Source organism: Saccharothrix sp. HUAS TT1 (genome assembly GCF_040744945.1).
Classification (GTDB): Bacteria; Actinomycetota; Actinomycetes; order Mycobacteriales; family Pseudonocardiaceae; genus Actinosynnema.
The window spans coordinates 259550-279202 of sequence record NZ_CP160453.1 but is presented as its reverse complement, the minus strand read 5'-3'; the positions used below and the strand labels follow the sequence as shown (position 1 = coordinate 279202).

The 19653-nt window shown below is 72.5% G+C and carries 25 protein-coding genes; 16 read left to right on the top strand and 9 right to left on the bottom strand.

Annotated elements, in window-relative coordinates; all coding sequences use genetic code 11:
- Window positions 1-5 precede the first annotated feature (5 nt).
- A complete protein-coding gene (locus AB0F89_RS01375; RefSeq protein WP_367131732.1) occupies window positions 6-1280 on the bottom strand; it encodes a nicotinate phosphoribosyltransferase in 1275 nt (424 codons plus the stop codon).
- Between the two features lie 78 nt (window positions 1281-1358).
- Between AB0F89_RS01375 and clpS the strand changes: the two genes are divergently transcribed.
- The 7 genes from clpS (at window position 1359) to AB0F89_RS01340 (ending at window position 5348) form a co-directional block, all read left to right on the top strand.
- A complete protein-coding gene (clpS, locus tag AB0F89_RS01370; RefSeq protein WP_367131730.1) occupies window positions 1359-1658 on the top strand; it encodes an ATP-dependent Clp protease adapter ClpS in 300 nt (99 codons plus the stop codon).
- Entirely contained in the window at window positions 1655-2212 is a 558-nt protein-coding gene (locus tag AB0F89_RS01365) for a DUF2017 domain-containing protein (RefSeq protein ID WP_367131728.1), read from the top strand. Before clpS ends, AB0F89_RS01365 begins: the two co-directional genes overlap by 4 nt.
- Window positions 2212-2790: a peptidase S58, DmpA gene (locus tag AB0F89_RS01360; protein WP_367131726.1), complete on the top strand. Its 579-nt coding sequence runs from the start codon at window positions 2212-2214 to the stop codon at window positions 2788-2790. The genes AB0F89_RS01365 and AB0F89_RS01360 overlap by 1 nt, the downstream gene beginning before the upstream one ends.
- Window positions 2791-2951: 161 nt before the next feature.
- Window positions 2952-3500: a DUF2231 domain-containing protein gene (locus tag AB0F89_RS01355; RefSeq protein ID WP_367131724.1), complete on the top strand. Its 549-nt coding sequence runs from the start codon at window positions 2952-2954 to the stop codon at window positions 3498-3500.
- A gap of 51 nt (window positions 3501-3551) precedes the next feature.
- The gene (locus AB0F89_RS01350) at window positions 3552-4007 is read left to right on the top strand and encodes a Mov34/MPN/PAD-1 family protein (RefSeq protein WP_367131722.1); all 456 of its coding nucleotides are present in this window, start codon (window positions 3552-3554) and stop codon (window positions 4005-4007) included.
- A gap of 83 nt (window positions 4008-4090) precedes the next feature.
- Complete coding sequence (locus AB0F89_RS01345; RefSeq protein WP_158846499.1) at window positions 4091-4363, top strand: MoaD/ThiS family protein; 273 nt, start codon at window positions 4091-4093, stop codon at window positions 4361-4363.
- 34 nt (window positions 4364-4397) lie between these two features.
- Window positions 4398-5348: a PLP-dependent cysteine synthase family protein gene (locus AB0F89_RS01340; protein WP_367131720.1), complete on the top strand. Its 951-nt coding sequence runs from the start codon at window positions 4398-4400 to the stop codon at window positions 5346-5348.
- A gap of 49 nt (window positions 5349-5397) precedes the next feature.
- Here the strand turns inward: AB0F89_RS01340 and AB0F89_RS01335 are convergent, their stop codons facing one another.
- Both AB0F89_RS01335 and AB0F89_RS01330 read right to left on the bottom strand, forming a co-directional pair.
- Window positions 5398-6711 carry a PHB depolymerase family esterase gene (locus AB0F89_RS01335; RefSeq protein ID WP_367131718.1) on the bottom strand — a complete coding sequence of 438 codons (1314 nt, stop codon included), beginning with the start codon at window positions 6709-6711 and terminating at the stop codon, window positions 5398-5400.
- Window positions 6708-7379: a polysaccharide deacetylase family protein gene (locus AB0F89_RS01330; RefSeq protein ID WP_367131716.1), complete on the bottom strand. Its 672-nt coding sequence runs from the start codon at window positions 7377-7379 to the stop codon at window positions 6708-6710. The genes AB0F89_RS01335 and AB0F89_RS01330 overlap by 4 nt, the downstream gene beginning before the upstream one ends.
- Window positions 7380-7731: 352 nt before the next feature.
- On the opposite strand from AB0F89_RS01330, the gene AB0F89_RS01325 reads away from it, so the two are divergent.
- Complete coding sequence (locus tag AB0F89_RS01325; RefSeq protein WP_367131714.1) at window positions 7732-8502, top strand: MBL fold metallo-hydrolase; 771 nt, start codon at window positions 7732-7734, stop codon at window positions 8500-8502.
- Between the two features lie 9 nt (window positions 8503-8511).
- On the opposite strand, the gene AB0F89_RS01320 is transcribed toward AB0F89_RS01325, so the two are convergent.
- Window positions 8512-9357, bottom strand: a complete 846-nt coding sequence (locus AB0F89_RS01320; protein WP_367131712.1) for an SMP-30/gluconolactonase/LRE family protein — start codon at window positions 9355-9357, stop codon at window positions 8512-8514.
- Between the two features lie 130 nt (window positions 9358-9487).
- Between AB0F89_RS01320 and AB0F89_RS01315 the strand changes: the two genes are divergently transcribed.
- The 5 genes from AB0F89_RS01315 to AB0F89_RS01295 are packed head-to-tail and all read left to right on the top strand — an operon-like array spanning window position 9488 to window position 12655.
- Window positions 9488-10132 (top strand): rhomboid family intramembrane serine protease, encoded by a 645-nt coding sequence (locus AB0F89_RS01315; protein ID WP_367138644.1) that lies wholly within the window; start codon window positions 9488-9490, stop codon window positions 10130-10132.
- Complete coding sequence (gene murI / locus AB0F89_RS01310) at window positions 10129-10926, top strand: glutamate racemase (protein ID WP_367131711.1); 798 nt, start codon at window positions 10129-10131, stop codon at window positions 10924-10926. Before AB0F89_RS01315 ends, murI begins: the two co-directional genes overlap by 4 nt.
- A 17-nt stretch (window positions 10927-10943) precedes the next feature.
- Window positions 10944-11753, top strand: coding sequence for an MBL fold metallo-hydrolase (locus AB0F89_RS01305; protein WP_367131710.1), 810 nt, complete (start codon window positions 10944-10946; stop codon window positions 11751-11753).
- The gene (locus tag AB0F89_RS01300; RefSeq protein WP_367131708.1) at window positions 11743-12246 is read left to right on the top strand and encodes a hemerythrin domain-containing protein; all 504 of its coding nucleotides are present in this window, start codon (window positions 11743-11745) and stop codon (window positions 12244-12246) included. Before AB0F89_RS01305 ends, AB0F89_RS01300 begins: the two co-directional genes overlap by 11 nt.
- Before the next feature lie 10 nt (window positions 12247-12256).
- Window positions 12257-12655, top strand: coding sequence for an OsmC family protein (locus AB0F89_RS01295; RefSeq protein WP_367131706.1), 399 nt, complete (start codon window positions 12257-12259; stop codon window positions 12653-12655).
- 162 nt (window positions 12656-12817) lie between these two features.
- Here AB0F89_RS01295 and AB0F89_RS01290 read toward each other — a convergent pair whose 3' ends face one another.
- Entirely contained in the window at window positions 12818-13336 is a 519-nt protein-coding gene (locus AB0F89_RS01290; RefSeq protein ID WP_367131704.1) for a DUF2231 domain-containing protein, read from the bottom strand.
- 54 nt (window positions 13337-13390) lie between these two features.
- Here AB0F89_RS01290 and rph point away from each other — a divergent pair, with 54 nt between their 5' ends.
- Window positions 13391-14155, top strand: a complete 765-nt coding sequence (gene rph, locus AB0F89_RS01285; RefSeq protein WP_367131702.1) for a ribonuclease PH — start codon at window positions 13391-13393, stop codon at window positions 14153-14155.
- The gene (rdgB, locus tag AB0F89_RS01280) at window positions 14152-14757 is read left to right on the top strand and encodes an RdgB/HAM1 family non-canonical purine NTP pyrophosphatase (RefSeq protein WP_367131700.1); all 606 of its coding nucleotides are present in this window, start codon (window positions 14152-14154) and stop codon (window positions 14755-14757) included. Before rph ends, rdgB begins: the two co-directional genes overlap by 4 nt.
- 71 nt (window positions 14758-14828) lie before the next feature.
- Here rdgB and bcp read toward each other — a convergent pair whose 3' ends face one another.
- The 3 genes from bcp to AB0F89_RS01265 form a co-directional block, all read right to left on the bottom strand.
- A complete protein-coding gene (bcp, locus tag AB0F89_RS01275) occupies window positions 14829-15302 on the bottom strand; it encodes a thioredoxin-dependent thiol peroxidase (RefSeq protein ID WP_367131698.1) in 474 nt (157 codons plus the stop codon).
- Between the two features lie 19 nt (window positions 15303-15321).
- Window positions 15322-15852, bottom strand: coding sequence for a hypothetical protein (locus tag AB0F89_RS01270; RefSeq protein ID WP_367131696.1), 531 nt, complete (start codon window positions 15850-15852; stop codon window positions 15322-15324).
- Between the two features lie 289 nt (window positions 15853-16141).
- Window positions 16142-17179, bottom strand: a complete 1038-nt coding sequence (locus AB0F89_RS01265) for an LLM class flavin-dependent oxidoreductase (protein WP_367131694.1) — start codon at window positions 17177-17179, stop codon at window positions 16142-16144.
- A gap of 94 nt (window positions 17180-17273) precedes the next feature.
- On the opposite strand from AB0F89_RS01265, the gene AB0F89_RS01260 reads away from it, so the two are divergent.
- Window positions 17274-18314: an NAD(P)-binding domain-containing protein gene (locus AB0F89_RS01260; protein WP_367131692.1), complete on the top strand. Its 1041-nt coding sequence runs from the start codon at window positions 17274-17276 to the stop codon at window positions 18312-18314.
- Here the strand turns inward: AB0F89_RS01260 and AB0F89_RS01255 are convergent.
- Window positions 18280-19566 (bottom strand): styrene monooxygenase/indole monooxygenase family protein, encoded by a 1287-nt coding sequence (locus AB0F89_RS01255; RefSeq protein ID WP_367131690.1) that lies wholly within the window; start codon window positions 19564-19566, stop codon window positions 18280-18282. The two genes, AB0F89_RS01260 and AB0F89_RS01255, sit on opposite strands and share 35 nt — an antisense overlap.
- Window positions 19567-19653: the final 87 nt, after the last annotated feature.

Genomic DNA, 19653 nt, shown 5'->3' with positions numbered 1-19653 from the left:
CCCCCTCACAGGAACGTCGTCGGAATCGCGGGCTCGCCGCGGGACAGCTTCAAACCCTCCCACGGCACGGTCACGAGCGCGGCACGCAGCCGTTCCCGGCTCTCCGCCAGGGTGTCCAGCCCCTCCACCCGCTCGCCGCCGCGCACCATCGGCACGGCGAGCAGCCGGTCGTGCGGACCCGTCGCGGGCTGCTCCGAGTGCGGGAACACGACCTCTTCGAGCGCCGTCCCGGTCTCCTTGTGCCGCCGCAGCGCGCTCTTGCGCCCGCCCCGCGACTCCTTGTGCGAGCTGCGCTTGGCCACCGGCCGCCCGTCCACGTCGACCAGCTTGTAGACCATGCCCGCGGTCGGCGCGCCGGAACCCGTCACCACGGACGTGCCGACGCCGTACGCGTCCACCGGCTCCGCCCGCAGCATCGCGATCGAGTACTCGTCCAGGTCGCCCGACACCACGATCCGGGTGTTCCGCGCGCCCAGCGAGTCCAGCTGGTCCCGCGCCTGCCTGGCCAGCACGCCCAGGTCGCCGGAGTCGATCCGCACCCCGCCCAGCGACGGCCCGGCCACCTCGACGGCCGTCTTGATGCCGTTGGTGATGTCGTAGGTGTCCACCAGGAGGGTGGTGTCCACGCCCAGCGCCTCGACCTGCGCCCGGAACGCCTCCTCCTCGGTGTCGTGCAGGAGGGTGAACGCGTGCGCGACCGTCCCGGCGGTCGGGACGCCGTGCCGCCGTGCCGCCTCCAGGTTGGACGTCGCGGTGAACCCGGCCAGGTACGCGGCGCGGGACGCCGCCACCGCCGCCTCCTCGTGCGTGCGGCGCGACCCCATCTCGATCATCCGCCGACCGTTGGCCGCGCCAACCATCCGCGCGGCGGCCGAGGCGATCGCGCTGTCGTGGTTGAGGATCGACAGGGCCAGCGTCTCCAGCACCACGCCGACCGCGAACGGCGCCCGCACGGACAGGATCGGCGAACCCGGGAAGTACAGCTCGCCCTCCGGGTAGCCGTCCACGTCGCCGGTGAACCGGTAGTCCGCGAGCCACGACAGGGTCGCGTCGTCCACCACGCGCGTGCGTTCCAGCAGTTCCAGGTCCTGCTCGGCGAACGTGAAGTCGGCGATCGCGTCCAGCAGCCTGCCGGTGCCCGCGACCACCCCGTACCGCCTGCCCTCGGGCAGCCGCCGGGCGAAGACCTCGAAGACGCACGGCCGTTCGGCGGTGCCGTCGCGCAACGACGCGGCGAGCATCGTCAACTCGTAGTGGTCGGTGAACAGCGACGTCGACATGGGTGCAAAGCCTAAGCCCGCGCGCGCAGGTGGACCTGTGGGCTTCACCACCGGCTGGAACATGACACCATTGGCGGTATGACCACGCCCGTCGAGCATGAGCGGACGCAGGTTGACCCGGCCGGCGAGGAGGTCCGCACCGAGGATCGCCCCTGGCAGACCCTGGTCTGGAACGACCCGGTGAACCTGATGTCCTACGTGACGTACGTGCTCCAGAAGCTGTTCGGGTACAGCCGCGACCACGCGACCAAGTTGATGCTGGACGTGCACCACAAGGGCCGGGCGATCGTGTCGTCGGGCAGCAAGGACAAGGTGGAGGCCGACGTGGCCAAGCTGCACGCGGCCGGGCTCTGGGCGACCATGCAGCGGTCGTCGTGAAGAAGTGGACGCGCACCGGCGACCAGGTGCTCGGCCGGTTCGACCGGCAGGAAGCCGCCGTGGTGCGCGGTCTGGTGAGCCAGATCCAGGACATGCTGCTGGCGCGCGCCGAGGAGGCGCCGCAGGACGAGCTGGCGGAGCTGACCGGCATCCGCACCGGCCCGTCCACGCCGCCGGACGACCCGATCCTGGGCAGGCTGCTGCCCGACTTCCACCGGCTCGACCCCGACGCGCCCGACCCGGGTGAGGTCGACTCGGCCAACGCGCTGCGGTCGTTGCACGAGCCGGAGCTGCTGGACCGCAAGACCGGGGTCGCGGCGGTGGTGCTGGACACGTGCCCGCCGGACGGCGGTGAGGTGCGGTTGGCGCTGGAGCAGGCCGAGGCGTGGCTGTCGGCGTTGAACGACGTGCGGCTGGCGCTGGGGACGGCGCTGGACGTGCAGGAGGAGATGCCGGACGAGCTGCCGCCGGACGACCCGCGCTCGCCGCACCTGGGCGTGTACCACTGGCTGACGTGGGTGCAGGAGACGCTGGTCGAAGCGGTCATGGACTGATGCTGGTCGGGCGCGTGCCGGGGGTGGCGGTGCTGCTGGCGCCCGCCGGCGCGGTGGCCGGGGTGGACGTGCGCGGCGCGCCCGTGGGCACGCGTGAGCTGGACCTGCTGGACCCGTCGACGCTGGTGCGGCGGGTGCACGCGGTCGTGCTGGCCGGGGGTTCGCTGACCGCCGCCGACGGCGTCGTGCGGTGGCTGGAGGAGCGCGGGCACGGGTTCCCGGTGGGCTCGCGGCCGTTCGAGGTGGTGCCGATCGTGCCCGCGGCGGCGGCGTTGGGGCTCGCTCCGGGTGACGGTTACGCGGCCTGCGAGGCGGCCCTGCCCCTTGACGCGCCCGCGCTGGCGTTCGTGGGCGAGACGGCGGTGGGGCTCGTCGTGGTGGACGCCGACCTGGACCCGGCGGAGTGCCGGCGGGTCGCCATGTCGGCCCACGACGGCTTCGCCCGCGCGGGCGTCACCGCTCCGGCCACCGTCTTCGCCGTCGCCACGGGCGCCCCCACCGGCACCCCGCTGGCCGACCTCTGCACCACCGCCACCACCGCCCTCGAACTCGCCACCCCCGCGCGAGTCGAACACTGACGTCCCGCGAGTCGAACCCCCGCGTACCCCGAGTTCAACGTTCGCGTACCCGGCTGAGTGGACGCGAACGTTGAACTCGGGGGTCCTGAGTGTTCGACACGCGGGACGTGGAGGTTCGACTCGCGGGGCTTGCGGTGGGGGTGAGGTGGGTATCCGGGGTTATGGCGGGTGTGCAGAGGGCGTTGAGGTGGGTGCGGACCAGTCCGGCGGTCGGGAAGGCGGCCGGGGCGTTGGCGGAGGCGGTGCCGGCGGCGTTGCGGCGGCGCGAGGTGACCGACCTGTTGCGCGCGCGGGCGCTGGGGCGGCCGGTGCACCCGGCGGTCGTGGCGCTGCCCATCGGGCTGTACGCGGCGTCGGCGGCGCTGGACGTGATGCCCGGCGGCAGCAAGGCGGCGCGGGCGTTCATCGGGGCCGGGCTGGCGGTCGCGCCGGCGGCGCTGACGGCCGAGCTGGCCGAGTACGGGACCCTGCCCGAGGAGCAGCGGCGGACGGCGTTCGTGCAGCTGGCGGCCAACGCGGCGGCGACCGCGTGCTACCTCACGTCGTTCCGGCTGCGCGGTCACGGGTTCGGGCTGGTGGCCAGGGCCGTCTCGGCGGTCGGGCTGGCGGCGCTGGGCGCGGGCGGCCTCCTGGGCGTGCCGCACGTCGACGCGACGGCCGAGCGCGCCACCGACCCGTCCACCCCCGCGGGCGTGCGCGAACCGGTGTAGTGCGGGTTCTCACACGGCGGGACGACTTCCCCCACGACGTAGGATGGGGGTGTGTTGGTGATTCGCCGTGACCTCGTGGACGCGATGGTGGCTCATGCCCGTCGCGACCACCCGGACGAGGCGTGCGGGATCATCGCGGGCCCGGAGGGCTCCGACCGCCCGGAGCGGTTCATCGCGATGGACAACGCCGAGCGCTCGCCGACGTTCTACCGCTTCGACTCGATGGAGCAGCTGCGCGTCCACCGCGAGATGAGCGCGAACGACGAGGAAACGATCGTCGTCTACCACTCGCACACGGCGACGGAGGCGTACCCGTCCCGCACGGACGTCTCGTACGCGAGCGAACCGCAGGCGCACTACGTCCTGATCTCCACCCGGGACCCGGAGCAGCACGAGCTGCGCTCCTACCGGATCGTGGACGGCGTGGTGACCGAGGAGCCGGTCGAGGTCGTCGAGTCGTACATGTTCGCCCACACCGGCGCCGACGACACCCCCGACTGTCCCTGAGGTCTCCCCGAGCGCGTCCGCCCCGCGGCGCACCGGCACGTCGGCACCACCTTCACCAAACCCGGCTCCTCGGAGGTACCAGCATGGCCGTCATCGTCTCCATCCCCACGATCCTGCGCACCCACACCGGTGGGCAGAAGTCGGTCGAGGCCGCGGGCGCGACGCTCGCCGAGGTCATCGACGACCTGGAGACCAACCACGGTGGCCTGAAGCAGCGCCTGGTCAAGGAGGGCGCGCTCCACCGCTTCGTCAACGTCTACGTCAACGACGAGGACGTGCGGTTCGCCGGTGGCCTGGAGGCCGCGGTCAAGGACGGCGACACCGTGACGATCCTCCCGGCCGTCGCGGGCGGCTGACCCGCCGGTCGACCCCACCACCGGAGGACTTGTCGTGGCCCGGTACGAGTCACTGCTGGACGCGGTCGGCGGCACGCCCCTGGTGGGCCTGCCCCGGCTGTCGCCGTCGAAGGACGTGCGGCTGTGGGCGAAGCTGGAGGACCGCAACCCGACCGGCTCGATCAAGGACCGCCCGGTCCTGATGATGATCGAGGAGGCCGAGCGGTCCGGCGCGCTCACGCCCGGCTGCACGATCCTGGAGCCGACGTCGGGCAACACCGGCATCGCGCTGGCCATGGCCGCCAAGCTCAAGGGCTACGGCCTGGTGTGCGTGATGCCGGAGAACACCTCCTCCGAGCGCAAGCAGCTGCTCCAGGCGTACGGCGCGCGGATCGTGTTCTCGCCGGCGGCGGGCGGGTCCAACCAGGCCGTCGCGATGGCCAAGGAGCTGTCCGCGCAGAACCCCGACTGGGTGATGCTCTACCAGTACGGCAACCCGGCGAACGCGGGCGCGCACTACCACGGCACCGGGCCCGAGCTGCTGAAGGACCTGCCGACGATCACGCACTTCGTCGCGGGCCTGGGCACCACCGGCACGCTGGTCGGCGTCGGCCGGTACCTGCGCGAGCACAAGCCGGAGGTGCAGATCATCGCGGCCGAGCCGCGCTACGGCGAGCTGGTGTACGGCCTGCGCAACCTGGACGAGGGCTTCGTGCCCGAGCTGTACGACGCCGAGGTGCTGACCGGCCGCTTCTCGGTCGGCTCGTACGACGCGCTGCGCCGCACCCGCCAGCTGCTGGAGGTGGAGGGCATCTTCGCGGGCATCTCCACCGGCGCGATCCTGCACGCGGCGCTGGCCGCGGCGGAGAAGGCGGCGGTCCGCGGCGAGTCGGCGGACGTGGCGTTCGTGGTGGCGGACGCGGGGTGGAAGTACCTGTCCACCGGCGCCTACGCGGGCACGTTGGACGAGGCCGCCGAACGGCTCGACGGGCACCTCTGGGCTTGATCCGGGAGCGGAGAAGGGCCCCGCGACACTGCGGGGCCCTTCTCCTGTGTCAGCCGATCGCGCACGCGACGCCGTTGAGCGTGAACGAGGTCGGCTTGTCGGTGTTGCCGCCGTGCGCGGCCTGGAAGCCGATGCCGACCGACGCGCCGGCGTTGAGCGCGCCGTTGTAGGACGCGTTGCGCGCCGTGACCGCACCGCTGGTGGGCGAGTAGGTGGCGTTCCACCCGCTGGTGATGGTCTGCCCGCCGGGCAGGGTGAACGCGAGCTGCCAGCCGTTGAGCGCGCTGGTGCTGGTGTTCGCGATGGCGATGCTCGCGGTCAGGCCGGTGTTCCAGCTGTTGACGGTGTAAGTGACCTTGCAACCACCAGGCGGCGGCGTGGTCGTGGTGGTTGTCGTCGTTGTGGTCGTGGTCGTGGTGTCCGTGGTCGTCGTCGTGGTGCTGGTGGTGGTGTTGTTGTTCTGGTCCAGCCCGAAGAACTGGATCACGCGCAACGCCATGCCCGAAGCCAGCAGGTTGTGGCCGGTGCCCTGGAGCGAGATGGCCTCGACCTTCGTGCCGTAACGGGTGCGCGTCCACCCGGACTGCGGGCTGTCGGTGGACGTCGGCGTGCTGGACAGGCCGTGGACGTTGGTCCACTGGTCGATCGTCTCGCCGAAGTTCGGGTACCGCAGCGTGTCGTCCGCGGTGCCGTGCCAGATCTGCACGCGCGGTCGGGCGCCGCTGTAACCGGGGTAGGCGTTGCGGGCGATGTCGCCCCACTGCTGTGGCGTCCGGAGCACCTGACCGTTGGCGCAGGCGCTGTTCCAGCCCGAGCCGTCGGTGGTGGCGAAGCAGCCGTCCGGCACGCCCGCGAACGGCGCGCCCGCGGCGAACACGTCCGGGTAGTTGGCCAGCATGACGTTCGTGGTCATCGCGCCGGACGAGACGCCGGTGACGAACACCCGGCCGGTGTCGCCGTTGTAGCGCTGGAGCACGTACCGGACCATCGACATCAGGCCGACCGGGTCGCTGCCGCCGTCGCGCCGCAGCGCCTGCGGGCTGGACACGTCGAAGCACTGGCCGCTGCGGGTCGCCGACGGGTAGATCACGATGAAGCCGTACTGGTCGGCGAGCCGGGCGTACTCGGTGCCCGAGTGGAACGCCGGGCCGGTGCCGGTGCAGTAGTGCACGGCCAGCAGCACGCCGGGCCTGGCCTGCGTGCGGTCCGGCACGTACAGGTGCATGCGCAGGTTGCTCGGGTTGCTGCCGAAGCCGGTGACCTCGGTCAGCGCGGCGGCCGACGCCTGCGGCGTGACGACGAAGGCCAGCACGAACGCCGCCACGGCGGCCAGCGACGACACGATCGCGCCTACGGCCTTCACGGGGCCACGACCCTTCCGGAGTTGTCGATCCGGCCGGGGCACAGGTTCTTGGCCGCAAGGCCCTGCACGATCCGCGGCACGGCGTTGACCGTGTTCTGGTAGCTCGCGTGCATGAGCACGACGCCGCCCGCGTTGGCGCCGGTCGCGGCGCGCACGATGGCGTCGGTGGACGCGCCGTTCCAGTCCTGCGTGTCGACCGACCAGATGACCTGGGTCAGGCCGAGCTTGCGGGCCTCGTTCTGCACGGTCGAGTTCGTCGCGCCGTAGGGCGGGCGGAACAGCGTCGGCGACTGGCCGGTGGCGTTGCGGATCGCGTTCTGGGTGTCGCCGAGCTCCTTGGCCACGGCGGCGGCGCCCAGGTTCGTCAGGTACGGGTGCGACCACGAGTGGTTGCCGACCCACATGCCCGCCTGCGCGGTCTCCCGGGTCAGCTGCGGCTGCTGCTGCACGCGTGAACCCATGTCGAAGAACGTGGCCCGCGCGCCCGCCGCGCGCAGCGCGCTCAGCAGGGGACGGGTGAACTGCGCGTTCGGGCCGTCGTCGTAGGTCAGCGCCACGTACCCGTTGCAGGCAAGCGCTTTCGGGCCGGGCGCGGCGCCGGCGGTGTTCGCGGACAGCAGCGGCGCGGCCAGCAGCAGCGCCACGGCCAGAAGGGTTCTCAAGACCATTCCCTCCTCCTTGAGGATCACGGCGTGAGTTGTCGTCACTATCTGTCGCCGAGCCGTCGCGAACAACGTGTTTCGTGAATGTTGCGAGTCTCAAATGGCGTGTTGAGCTGCGGCAACGCCGAGTGCACCCGTTTGGCCGCGTGGGCCGGGCGGTGAAAGTTTCGGGTACCCGCCGCAGTAGGCGGGCCGCGCCCCGGTCGCGCGACCGCCGATACCGCCCCGAGGGCAATGGGCGGAATTGCGGAACGGGCCGGGTTGGGGCGTTCGAGTGAATCTTTCACAGTTCTCGAACGCCGTCCGACGTCGTCTTTCCGCATTCTTGCCCCCGTTCGCGGCTGCTAGCGTTGCGCCCATGCAATTGACGGTGCTCGGTTGTTCGGGCAGCGCGCCGGGACCCGGTCTGCCCACCTCCGGGTACCTGGTCGAGGCGGGCGGCGTGCGGATCGTGTTAGAGCTGGGCAGTGGTGTTTTCGGCCCGCTCACCCGGCTCTGCGACCCGTTCGACCTCGACGCCGTGCTGCTGTCGCACCTGCACCTCGACCACTGCGCCGACTTCAGCTCGCTCACCGTGTACCGGCGTGATCACCCCGAGCCGCCTTATGACGTGACCGAGCGCAAGCTGCCGGTGTTCGCGCCGGCCCACGCGCCGTCCCGCCTCGCCAACGCGCACGCCGCCAGCCGCGCCGACCTGGCCAGGACGGACCTCACCGACACGTTCGACTTCGTGCCGCTGGCCACCGGTCGGTACGAGGTCGGCCCCGTGCAGGTCGAGGTCGCCGCCATGCGGCACATCTGCGAGGCGTACGGGTTCCGCATCACGCACGGCGGCGTGTCGCTGGTGTTCTCCGGCGACACCGTGCCCTGCCCGGAGCTGGTGCGGCTGGCCCGCGGCGCGGACCTGCTGCTGGCCGACTCGGCGTGGCGCGAGCAGGCGGGCCGGGCCAACTACCTGCACATGAGCGGCCGGGAGGCGGGCGAGGTGGCCGCGTCCGCCGGCGTCGGGCGCCTGGTGCTGACCCACGTGCTGCCGTGGTCGGACCGCCAGGGCGTGCTCCAGGACGCGACCGAGGCGTTCTCCGGCCCGGTCACCCTGGCCACGCCCGGCGCCACCTACGCGATCTGACGGCCGGGGCTAGCCCGCGAACGCGGCCGACGGCAGGCCCTCGCCCACGCCCGGCAGCACCAGCACCGAACCGGCCAGCTCGCTCAGCGCGTCACCGCTCAGCCCGGTGCGGGCGGTCGTCACGTACAGGTCGGTGAAGTCCACCCCGCCGAAGCAGCACGAGGTCGGCTGACCCACCGGCAGCTCGATCTCCCGGTCCAGCCGGCCGTCCGGGGTGTACCGGTGCAGCGCCGCCCCGCCGAACAGCGCGACCCACACCGCGCCGGACGAGTCCACGGTCAGGCCGTCGGGCAGCCCGCGCCCCACGTCGGCCAGCGGGCGGCGGTTCGTCGCCGCGCCGGTCTCGCGGTCGTAGTCGAGCACGTCGATCCGCCGCTCGCCGGAGTCGATGAAGTACATCGACTTCGCGTCCGGGCTCCAGCCGATGCCGTTGCTGACGCTGAGCTTGTCCAGCACGACCTTCGCGTCACCGCTCGGCTCGATCCGCGCCAGCCAGCCGCCGGGGTCCTCGTCGTAGCGCATCGTGCCCGCCCACAGCCGCCCCGCCGGGTCGACCGCGGCGTCGTTGCCGCGCACGCCGTCGCGCGCCCAGTACACGAGCCACGTCTTGTTGCCGTCGCGGTCGATCAGCGCCACGCCGTCGCGCAGGTTCACCACCAGGCCGCCGCCGGAGCGGGGCTTCGCGGCGCCGACGTGCTGCGGCACGTCCAGCACGGCGTCCTCGTCGGTGGAGGGGTTGTAGCGGTGCACCTCGCTGCCGAGGACGTCCACCCAGAGCAGCGTCCCGCTGGCGTGGTCCCACGTGGGGCCTTCACCAAGCTGCGCTTCGGCCCGCACCGCCACTTCGATCGACACCCGGACAGCCTACGGTCACGCTCGGCGACGCCACCCGCGAACCGCGAACTCGCCGCTCGAACGGCTGTCCCGCGCGTAACCTGGACCCGTGGAACCCACCGGCCCGTTCACCCCGCCGACGCCAGAGCCGGTGGTTGCCGCGCCCAAGCCGGCCAGAGCCGCCAAGTCGCCGGCCAAGCGCGTCGTGCCGCCCCGGCCCGTGCTGTCGGCGGTGGTGGTGCTGGCCTTCGTCGGCCTGCTCTACGTCGTGGAGGCGGTCGACACCGTCCTCGGCGGCCGGTGGGACGACGACGGCGTGATCCCGCGCGACTTCGGCGAGTGGGACAACATCCTCTGGTACCCGCTGCTGCACGGCGACTGGACCCACCTGACCGGCAACGCCGTGCCGCTGCTCGTGCTGGCCTACCTGGCGACGTCCGGCGGCATCAGGCAGTTCCTGCAGATCACCGCCGTCATCTGGTTGACCAGCGGTCTGGGCGTGTGGCTGTTCGGCTCGTACGGCAGCCACATCGGCGCGTCCGGGCTGGTGTTCGGCTTCCTGGTGTTCCTGCTGGTGCGCGGCATCTTCGCGCGCAGCGCGCTGCAGATCGTGCTGGCGGTCGTGGTCTTCGCGATCTACGGCGCGGCGCTGTGGGGCGTGCTGCCCGGCCAGCCCGGCATCTCCTGGGAAGGCCACCTGTTCGGCGCGCTCGGCGGCGTGCTGGCGGCGTGGGGCGTCGCCCGTGACGCCGCCAGGGACGCCGCGAAGGGCGCCCGCACTACGCTGAACGCGTGACCGTCACCGCCGATTCCCCCATCGGGATCTTCGACTCCGGGGTCGGCGGCCTGACCGTCGCCCGGGCGATCATGGACCAGCTGCCCGAGGAGCGGATCCGGTACGTCGGCGACACGGTCCACTGCCCGTACGGCCCGCTGCCCATCGCGCGGGCGCGGGAGTACGCCCTCGAAGTGACCGACCGGCTGGTGGCCGACGGGGCGAAGATGCTGGTCATCGCGTGCAACACGGCGTCGGCGGCGTGCCTGCGCGACGCTCGCGAGCGGTACGACATCCCGGTGATCGAGGTCGTGCTGCCCGCCGTGCGCCGGGCCGTCGCCACCACCCGCACCGGCCGCGTGGGCGTCATCGGCACGCTCGGCACGGTCAACTCCGGCGCGTACCAGGACGCGTTCGCCGCCGCGCGGGACGTCGAGGTCACGGCGGTCGCGTGCCCCCGGTTCGTGGACTTCGTGGAGCGCGGCACCACGTCCGGCCGGCAGGTCCTCGGCATGGCGCAGGCGTACCTGGAACCGTTGCAGCGGGCCGAGGTCGACACGCTCGTCCTCGGCTGCACGCACTACCCGCTGCTGACCGGCGTGCTGCAGATCGTGATGGGTGACGGGGTGACGCTCGTCTCCAGCGCCGAGGAGACCGTGAAGGACGTCGTGCGGGTGCTGACCGAGCGCGACGAGTTCCGCTCCGGCGACCCCGACCAGCGGTTCAGCTGCACGGGACCGGTGGAGCCGTTCGCCAGGCTCGCGCGCCGGTTCCTGCCGGGGCTGGACAGGGCGTCCTTCCAAGCCCACGGCTGACCTGGCACGCTCCACGGGTGCTGTTGACCATCCTCGGCTGCTCGGGCAGCCTGCCGGGACCACACGGGCCCGCATCCGGCTACCTCGTCGAGGCGGATGGCTGCCGGCTCGCGATCGAGCTGGGCAGCGGGGTGCTGGCCGCGCTCCAGGAGCTCCACGACCCGTTCTCGCTGGACGCCCTGCTGTTCTCGCACCTGCACCCGGACCACTGCGCGGACTTCACCACGCTCACCGTCACGCGCCGGTACCACACCCATCCGCCGCACGACACGCGTGAACGCCGGCTGCCCGTGCACGGGCCGGCGGAGACCGCCGACCGGTTCGCCCGCGCGTACGCCGAGACGGCCGACGAACTGCTCACCACCGACCTCAGCGACGTGTTCGAGTTCCACGCCCTGGGGGAGGAGGTGACCCGCGTCGGGCCGTTCGAGATCACCGCCGTCCGGGTCGACCACCCCGGCGAGTCGTACGGGTTCCGCATCGCCACCGAGAACGCCACCCTGGCGTACACCGGCGACACCGGGCCGTGCGAGGCGTTGGGCGTGCTGGCGCGGGACGTCGACGTGCTGCTGTCCGAGGCGACGTGGACGCACGCCGACGACCGGCCCACCGGCAGGCACCTGTCGGGCGTGCAGGCGGGGCAGGCGGCGGCGGAGGGCGGTGTCGGGCGGCTGCTGCTCACGCACGTCGCGCCGTGGACCGACCGCGCCGCCGTGCTGGCCGAGGCGCGCAGCGCGTTCAGCGGGCCCGTTGAGGTGGTCAGCCAGGGCGACACCTACGCGGTTGACGAACCGGTGGTCCGGGTAATCGGCGGCCATGGCAACTGATGTCGTCGAGCTGATCCTGGCCGACCACCGCAAGTTCGAGGAGCTGTTCCGCGGGCTGCGCGACCGCGAGTCCGACCGGGCGACGCTGCTGGGCGAGCTGGCGGCGCTGCTGGTGGCGCACGCCGAGGCCGAGGAGTCCGAGGTGTACCCGGCGCTCAAGCGGTACAAGGAGGTCGACAACGCCGAGGTCGACCATGGCGCCGAGGAGCACGCCGAGGGCCACCAGGCGCTGCTGGCGCTGATGGAGGTCTCCGACACCGCGTCCGAGGAGTGGGAGGACAAGCTGGAGGAGCTGGTCCAGGCGCTCAACCACCACGTGGACGAGGAGGAGCGGACGATCCTCAACGACGCGCGGTCGGAGGTGCCGGACGAGCGGCGGGCCGAGCTGGGGGAGCTGTTCACCGAGATCCGGCAGAGCCGGCTGGCCGACGACTGCGGTGACATCGACTACGTGCGCAAGATCGCGGCAGCCACGGCGGACCGGATCGACTAGCGTCGGTGGCGTGTCGAACGTCGAGGTGCGTCGGGTCGGTGAGCACGACTTCGTGGCGACGAACGACCGGGGCGCCTCGGTGCGCGTCGGTCGGAAGGGCGCCGAGGGCGCGTTCACGCCGGTGGAGCTGCTGCTCGCGGCGGCGGCCGGTTGCGCGGCGGTGACGGTGGAGACGCTGGTGACGCGGCGGGTCGAGGGTGACCTGGTGGCGCGCGCGGACGACGTCCGCTCGGCGGACGGGAACTCGCTGACGAGCGTCCCGGTCGACCTGGCCTACGACATCTCCCAGCTGACCGAGGCCCAGCGCACGGCCCTCGAAACCACCGTCCGCCGCGCCATCGACCAGCTGTGCACCGTCACCCGCACCCTGAAGTCCACCCCACCGACCCCCCTCACCCTCCCCACCTGACCCCGCGAGTCGAACGCTCACGTCCCGCGTGTCGAACGCTCAGGACCCCCGAGTTGAACATTCGAGGCCGGTGGCAATGTGCCGCCCCGGTACGCGAGCGTTGAATTCGAGGGTCCTGAATGTTCGACTCGCGGGACGTGAGCGTTCGACTCGCGGCGGGGGTCAGGTGGTGGCGATGCCGTCCCAGACGGCGGTGGAGCCGCTGTGGCCGATGCGGACGGTCTGGACGGTGGCGGCGGCGCCGGCGGCGATGACCAGGACGGCCACCACCACGGCGATCCGGCGCCACGTCTTCGGCACGGCCGGGTCGTCGGTGGCGGCGGCGCGTTCGCGGTCGGCCAGCCGGCCCGCGACGAGGAGCGCCACGACCACGACGCCGAAGCCCAGCGCGAACGGCAGCAGGTCGTTGCCCAGGTCCGCGTGCCGCTGGATCAGCGGGTTCTCCAGCGACGCCAGCCGCGCGTAGAGCTGGTCGCCCGCCCACTGCGCCAGCGGCACCGAGCCGACCGCCAGGACCGTCACGCCCAGCAGCGGCCACGCGTAGCGCTGCCGCCACCGCGGCACCACGGCCATCGCGGCGGCGCCCGCCGCGGCCAGCGGGAGCAGCACCACCACCGCGTGGACCAGCAGCGGGTGCGCGGGTAGACCGAAGATCGTCACCAGGTCGTCTGCGAGTGCCATGCCTCTCCCTACGCCGGTGGGTCGCTCCCGGGTTCAGCGACATAGGGTAGTGCCGTGCTGAGGACCGATGGCAGGAACGACGACGTACTGCGCGACATCCGGATCACCCGCGGCTTCCAGCAGTGGCCAGCGGGGTCGGTGCTGATCGAGTTCGGCAACACGCGGGTGTTGTGCGCGGCCAGCGTGACCGAGGGCGTGCCGCGCTGGCGCTCCGGCTCGGGTCTCGGTTGGGTGACCGCCGAGTACGCGATGCTGCCGTCCGCCACGCACACCCGCAGCGACCGCGAGTCGGTCAAGGGCCGGATCGGGGGACGCACGCACGAGATCAGCCGACTGATCGGGCGATCGCTGCGCGCGTGCATCGACCTGGCCGCGCTCGGCGAGAACACGATCGTCATCGACTGCGACGTCATCCAGGCCGACGGCGGCACCCGCACCGCCGCCATCACCGGCGCGTACGTCGCCCTGGCCGACGCCGTGACGTGGCTCGGCGCGGCCGGCCGGCTGGCCGACCCCCAGCCGCTCTCGTGCGCCGTGTCGGCGGTGTCGGTCGGCGTCGTGGACGGCCGCGTGCGCCTCGACCTGCCGTACGAGGAGGACTCGCGCGCCGAGGTCGACATGAACGTCGTCGCCACGGACGCCGGCACGCTGATCGAGGTGCAGGGCACCGGCGAGGGCGCGACGTTCGCGCGGTCGACGCTGGACAAGATGCTCGACCTGGCCCTGGCGGGTTGCGCGCAGCTCAACCGGATCCAGGCGGAGGCGCTGGCCCTGCCGTACCCCGGCGTGCTGCCCGAGCCGAAGGCGAGGAAGAGGTGAAGCTGCTGCTCGCGTCGCGGAACAAGAAGAAGCTCGGCGAGCTGCGCCGGATCCTGCTGGCCGAGGGGCTGGACGGGATCGAGGTGCTGGGCCTGGACGACGTGCCGGAGTTCCCGGAGGCGCCGGAGACCGACCCGACGTTCGAGGGCAACGCCCTGGCGAAGGCCCGTGACGCGTTCAACGCCACGGGGCTGCCGTCGGTCGCGGACGACTCGGGCATCGCCATCGACGCGCTGAACGGCATGCCGGGCGTGCTGTCGGCCCGCTGGTCCGGCGTCCACGGCAACGACCAGGCCAACCTGGACCTGGTGCTGGGCCAGCTCCGCGACGTCCCGGACGAGCGGCGCGGTGGGGCGTTCGTCTGCACGGCGGCGTTCGTGGCGGGACCGGGCAACGAGACCGTCGTGCGCGGCGAGTGGCGCGGCGCCATCACCCGCGAGCCGCGCGGCACGAACGGCTTCGGCTACGACCCGATCTTCCAGCCGGAGGGCCACGACGTCACCTCCGCCGAGCTGACCCCGGACCAGAAGGACGAGATCTCCCACCGGGGCCGCGCCCTGCGCCTCCTGCTGCCGCACCTGCGCGAGCTGGCTCAGCCGTAGATGACACCCTCCCCGCCCGTCCCGACGGGTTCGGGCAGGGGAGGGGAGGCGGCAATCGGGCGGACGGGTGATCAGGCGGGCAGTTCGCGCAGCAGCTTGGCGACGTGGCCGGTCGCGCGCACGTTGTACATGGCCTTCTTCACGTTGCCCTCGGGGTCGACCAGGAACGTCGAGCGGATCACGCCCATGACGGTCCTGCCGTAGTTCTGCTTCTCCCCGAACGCGCCCCACTCGGCCAGCACCGAGCGGTCGACGTCGGACAGCAGCGGGAAGGTCAGGCCCTCCTCCTCGACGAACTTCGCCAGTTTCGCGGGCTTGTCCGGCGAGATGCCGACGACCTCGTAGCCCGACGAGGCCAGCTCGCCCAGGTTGTCGCGGAAGTCGCACGCCTGCTTGGTGCAGCCCGGCGTGCCGGCGGCCGGGTAGAAGTAGACGACCACGGAGCGGCCGAGGTAGTCGGAAAGCGAGACGGGCTTGCCCTCGCTGTCGGGCAGCGTGAACGCCGGGGCCTTGTCGCCCGGTGCCAGGCGCTTCTGCTCGGTCATGCCCGCAGACGCTACAAGGTCAGGCGACGCCCTCGAACGTCGCGCTCGGCTCCTGGTTGGCGCCGTTCGGCTCGACCACGAGCTGCAGCCGCACCGGGTCGGCGGGCACGGCGAACGCCACGGTCAGCACGGTTTCCGCGCCCGGCGCGACCTCGTTGACGGCGGCGCCGACACCGTTCAGCCCCTGCACGGAGTCGTGCACTTCGGCCGCGGGCTGGCCGGCGACCAGCGCGCGGACCGACAGCTGGCTGGTCCGGTAGGCCGCCTTGGTCCCGTTGACCAGGGTCAACGTGAACACCGCGGCCCGCGGTGACTGCGGGAAGGACGTGTCGCTCGGCTTGAGCGAGGTGGGCGGCGACACGGTGATGGCCATGCCGTTGGACCACACCCGCTGCGCGCCGAACGAGGTGAACGAGGACGACGCCGGCGCTTCGGCGGCCTGCTTGGCCACCGCGGAGGGCTCGGGAGGCGTGGGAACGTCCGGGTGCTCCGCACATCCCGCCATCGCCAGGCCCAGGCAAGCAGCAGCGGCCAGTCTGGCGAACTTCACGAACCTCCCCTTCCCGCCCCGGCGGTGGGCTTGACTGCGACTGCCACCACCATGACGGTGCCGGGGGGTGCTCGGGGACCGATTCAGTGCCTTGATTCGCACCTGGTGCGCGCTTGTGGCCAACCCGTGATGACGCGCGGCTGCCCGCGTGGGCGGCGCCACACCTGGCGGGCGCCCACGCGGGTCGGCGGCGGCCGAGCTCCGGGCGTGGCCCGGAAGTTTGGGGAGCGCGTCGGGGGGCGTGCGCGCTCCACTACGATCATCGCGCTCCGTCTCGGAACCGCTACACCTATACTTCGGTCTTCACCCGAATGGATGAGTCCAGAGCGGGTGAACGGCCGGCCAACTCGGCCAACAGCTCGTAAGAGTGGAGCCGGTCCGCCTGCTCGGCGACCATCGTCGTCACCATCAGCTCATCGGCCCGCGTGTCCTCCAGCAGCCGCTCCAGCCCGGCCTCGACGGTCCGCGGCGAGCCGATGACCTGCGACGCGATCCGGTCCTCGAAGATCAGCCGCTCGACGTCGGTGTAGGGGTAGTCGGCGGCTTCCTGGTCGGTGGCCAGGGGGCCGGGCCGCCCGCTGCGCAGCTTCACGAACGCCAGCGCGCCGGGTCCGGCGATCCGGTTGGCCCGCTCGTCGGTGTCGGCGACGATCACCGAGGCGCAGACCAGCGCGTACGGCTCCGCCAGCCGCTCGGACGGCCGGAACCGCTCGCGGTACAGGGCCAGCGCGGGCAGCGTGTTCTCGGCGCTGAAGTGGTGGGCGAACGCGAACGGCAGCCCGAGCAGGCCCGCGACCTGCGCGCTGTACCCGCTGGACCCGAGCAGGAACACGTCCGGCTTGTTGCCGACGGCGGGCATCGCCAGCAGTTCCTCGGTCCCGTCGAAGTAGCCGGTCAGCTCGCCGAGCTGCTGCGGGAAGTCGTCCACCGACAGCGGGCCGGTGGTGCGGCGCAGCGCCTGGGCGGTGCGCTGGTCGGTGCCGGGCGCGCGGCCGATGCCGAGGTCGATGCGGCCGGGGTGCAGGGCGGACAGCGTGCCGAACTGCTCGGCGACGACCAGCGGCGGGTGGTTGGGCAGCATCACGCCGCCGGAGCCGACCCGCAGCGTCGTGGTGGCGTCGGCGACGTGGCCGATCAGGATCGCGGGGGAGGAGCTGGCGACGCCGGGCATGTTGTGGTGCTCGGCCAGCCAGAACCGGGTGAACCCGAGCCGTTCGACGTGCTGGGCCAGCTCGCGCGTGTGCCTCAGGGCCGTGCGCGTGTCCGTGGCCGTGGTGACCGTGGCGAGGTCGAGGGCGGACAGCGGCACGTCGCGAAGTCGACTCATGACTTCGACCAACGCCGAAGACCCCCGATGCCTTCCTGGTGTGACCGTTCCGACACCGGGAAGCGACCGGCGCCGCGCCGGCGTTGACGGTGGTATGGACGTGGTGGTCATCGGCGCAGGTCAAGCGGGGCTGTCCGCGGCGTACTCCCTCGGCCGCGCGAACCTCGACCACGTCGTGCTGGACGCCGAGGCGGGGCCGGGGGGCGCGTGGCGGCACCGCTGGCCGACCCTGCGGATGGCGACCGTGCACGGCATCCACGACCTGCCGGGCATGCCGTTCGCCGAGCCGGACCCGGCCGCGCCCGCCAACGAGGTCCTGCCCGCCTACTTCGCCGACTTCGAGCGCCGCAACGGCATCGAGGTGCGCCGCCCGGTGCGGGTGCGCGCCGTCCGCGACCTCGGCGGCCTGCTGCGCGTCGAGACCGACAGCGGCGCCTGGGAGGCGGAAGCGCTGGTGAACGCGACCGGCACGTGGACGCGGCCGTTCTGGCCCCGCTACCCCGGCCAGGAGCTGTTCGCCGGTCGTCAGCTGCACTCGTCGCAGTACCGGGGGCCGGCGGAGTTCGCCGGGCAGCGCGTGGTCGTGGTCGGCGGCGGCACGTCCGCGGTGCAGCAGCTGCTGGAGATCGCCGGGCACGCCGCCGCCACCACCTGGGTGACCCGCCGCGAGCCGGAGTTCTCCGACCGGCCGTTCACCCCGGAACTGGGCCGGGCGGTGGTCGCCCAGGTGGAGGAGCGCGTCCGCCGGGGCCTGCCGCCGCGCAGCGTGGTCAGCGTGACCGGCCTGAGCCTCACGCCGGCCGTCCGCGCGGCCCTGAGCGCCGGCGTGCTCGACCGCAGGCCGGTGTTCGACCGGATCACCGAGGACGGCGTGATCTGGTCCGACGGCACGCGCGAGCGGGCCGACGCCATCCTGTGGGCGACGGGGTTCCGCGCCGCGCTCGACCACCTGGCGCCGCTGCGCCTGCGCGGACCCGGTGGCGGCATCCGGCTCGACGGCACCGCGGTCGTCGCCGACCCGCGCGTGCACCTCGTCGGCTACGGCCCGTCGGCCAGCACGGTCGGCGCGACGCGGGCCGGTCGGGCGGCGGCGCGCGCGATCAGGGAGTCGCTGTCCCGCCGACGGGCCGCTTGAACAGCCGGGACGCCTTCTGGGCCAGCAGGTTCACCCCGACGCCCAGCTTGTACCGCAGCACGTCGAGCTGCCCGATGTCGCGCCGCGCCAGGAACTCCCTGGTCGCCGCCGCGTCGAAGAACCACGGGAACAGCGACGACGGGTCGTTGAAGCCCTCCCACAGCTGCTCGCCGATGTCCTCCCGCCGCGACGCGGCGAGCAGCACCTGCTTCTGCGCGTCGGTCAGCGGCGCGAGCAGGCCGTTGGAGAAGTCGTTGGTGTAGCGGCCGTGCTCCCACCACTCGTCGAACCGCTCGGACAGCCACGACGCGGTGAACGGGCCGTCGTGCGCGGCCAGCTCGGCGGCGAAGAACCGGGCCATCCGGGTGGCGTTGTTGGCGCCCTGGCCGGCCAGCGGGTCGTTCAGCACGACCGCGTCGCCGAGGCCGAGCACGTGCCGCCCGGACGGCAGCACGGCCACCGGCTTGCGCACCACCGGCACGACCTGGCCCTTGATCCAGGTCACCTGGCTGGCCGGGAGCGCGGGCCGCAGGAACGCCGACTCGTGCGGCAGCAGGTCGTCCACCACGGACTTCAGCACGGCCAGGCCCTCGTCGCCCGAGGTCACGTCGCCGAACCGGTCGGCCCGGCCGCCCGGCGCCGCCTCCACCACGATGCTGCGCGACTCGCCGACGTCCTTGTCGAAGAACGGGACCCAGAAGATCTCGACCGTGCCGGGCAGGAACGAGAACACGCCCTCCCGGTGCTCGGGCCGGGCCGCCATGTCGTACCCGTGGATGTTCATCGAGAACAGGTTGCGCTGCGGCTCGGAGTGCACCGACCGGGCCGGGTCGCGCTCGAACAGGCCGGTCAGCGACCGGTGCCCGGCCGTGACGACGACCAGGTCGTGCTCCGCCGCCAGCTGGTCCAACCGGTCGACCGTGACCGCGCCGATCACCACCGACGCGCCGCGCGACTCGACCTCGCGCAGCCCCGCGGAGAACTTCAGCCGCTGGTCGACCGCCAGCGCGGGCTTGCGCAGCGGCGCGTCGACGGAGAACGCCAGCGAGCGGTCGTCGGTGAACAGGTCGAGGTGGATGCGCCGCATCGGGGACGCCTGCGGCCAGAAGTCCAGGCCCAGCTCGGCCTCGTACTCGACCTGGTCGCCGAACAGGCAGGCGGTCGGCCTGCCCCGGTCCGCCAGGTGCTCCTCCGCCGTCCGATCGGAGTAGAGGGTGACCTGCCATCCGGCGCGCAACAGCGCCGCTGACAATACGAGACCCGCCTGACCTGCACCTATGACCGCAATTGTGCCCACGTCTCAAATCCTCGGTAGCGGATGTGCGCTCGGCCAATAGCA

Coding starts and splice junctions, on each gene's coding strand:
- AB0F89_RS01375 (WP_367131732.1), bottom strand. CDS start 1,280: ATGTCGACGTCGCTGTTCACCGACCACTACGAGTTGACGATGCTCGCC.
- clpS (WP_367131730.1), top strand. CDS start 1,359: ATGACCACGCCCGTCGAGCATGAGCGGACGCAGGTTGACCCGGCCGGC.
- AB0F89_RS01360 (WP_367131726.1), top strand. CDS start 2,212: ATGCTGGTCGGGCGCGTGCCGGGGGTGGCGGTGCTGCTGGCGCCCGCC.
- AB0F89_RS01355 (WP_367131724.1), top strand. CDS start 2,952: ATGGCGGGTGTGCAGAGGGCGTTGAGGTGGGTGCGGACCAGTCCGGCG.
- AB0F89_RS01345 (WP_158846499.1), top strand. CDS start 4,091: ATGGCCGTCATCGTCTCCATCCCCACGATCCTGCGCACCCACACCGGT.
- AB0F89_RS01330 (WP_367131716.1), bottom strand. CDS start 7,379: ATGGTCTTGAGAACCCTTCTGGCCGTGGCGCTGCTGCTGGCCGCGCCG.
- AB0F89_RS01325 (WP_367131714.1), top strand. CDS start 7,732: ATGCAATTGACGGTGCTCGGTTGTTCGGGCAGCGCGCCGGGACCCGGT.
- AB0F89_RS01300 (WP_367131708.1), top strand. CDS start 11,743: ATGGCAACTGATGTCGTCGAGCTGATCCTGGCCGACCACCGCAAGTTC.
- AB0F89_RS01290 (WP_367131704.1), bottom strand. CDS start 13,336: ATGGCACTCGCAGACGACCTGGTGACGATCTTCGGTCTACCCGCGCAC.
- bcp (WP_367131698.1), bottom strand. CDS start 15,302: ATGACCGAGCAGAAGCGCCTGGCACCGGGCGACAAGGCCCCGGCGTTC.
- AB0F89_RS01265 (WP_367131694.1), bottom strand. CDS start 17,179: ATGAGTCGACTTCGCGACGTGCCGCTGTCCGCCCTCGACCTCGCCACG.
- AB0F89_RS01260 (WP_367131692.1), top strand. CDS start 17,274: ATGGACGTGGTGGTCATCGGCGCAGGTCAAGCGGGGCTGTCCGCGGCG.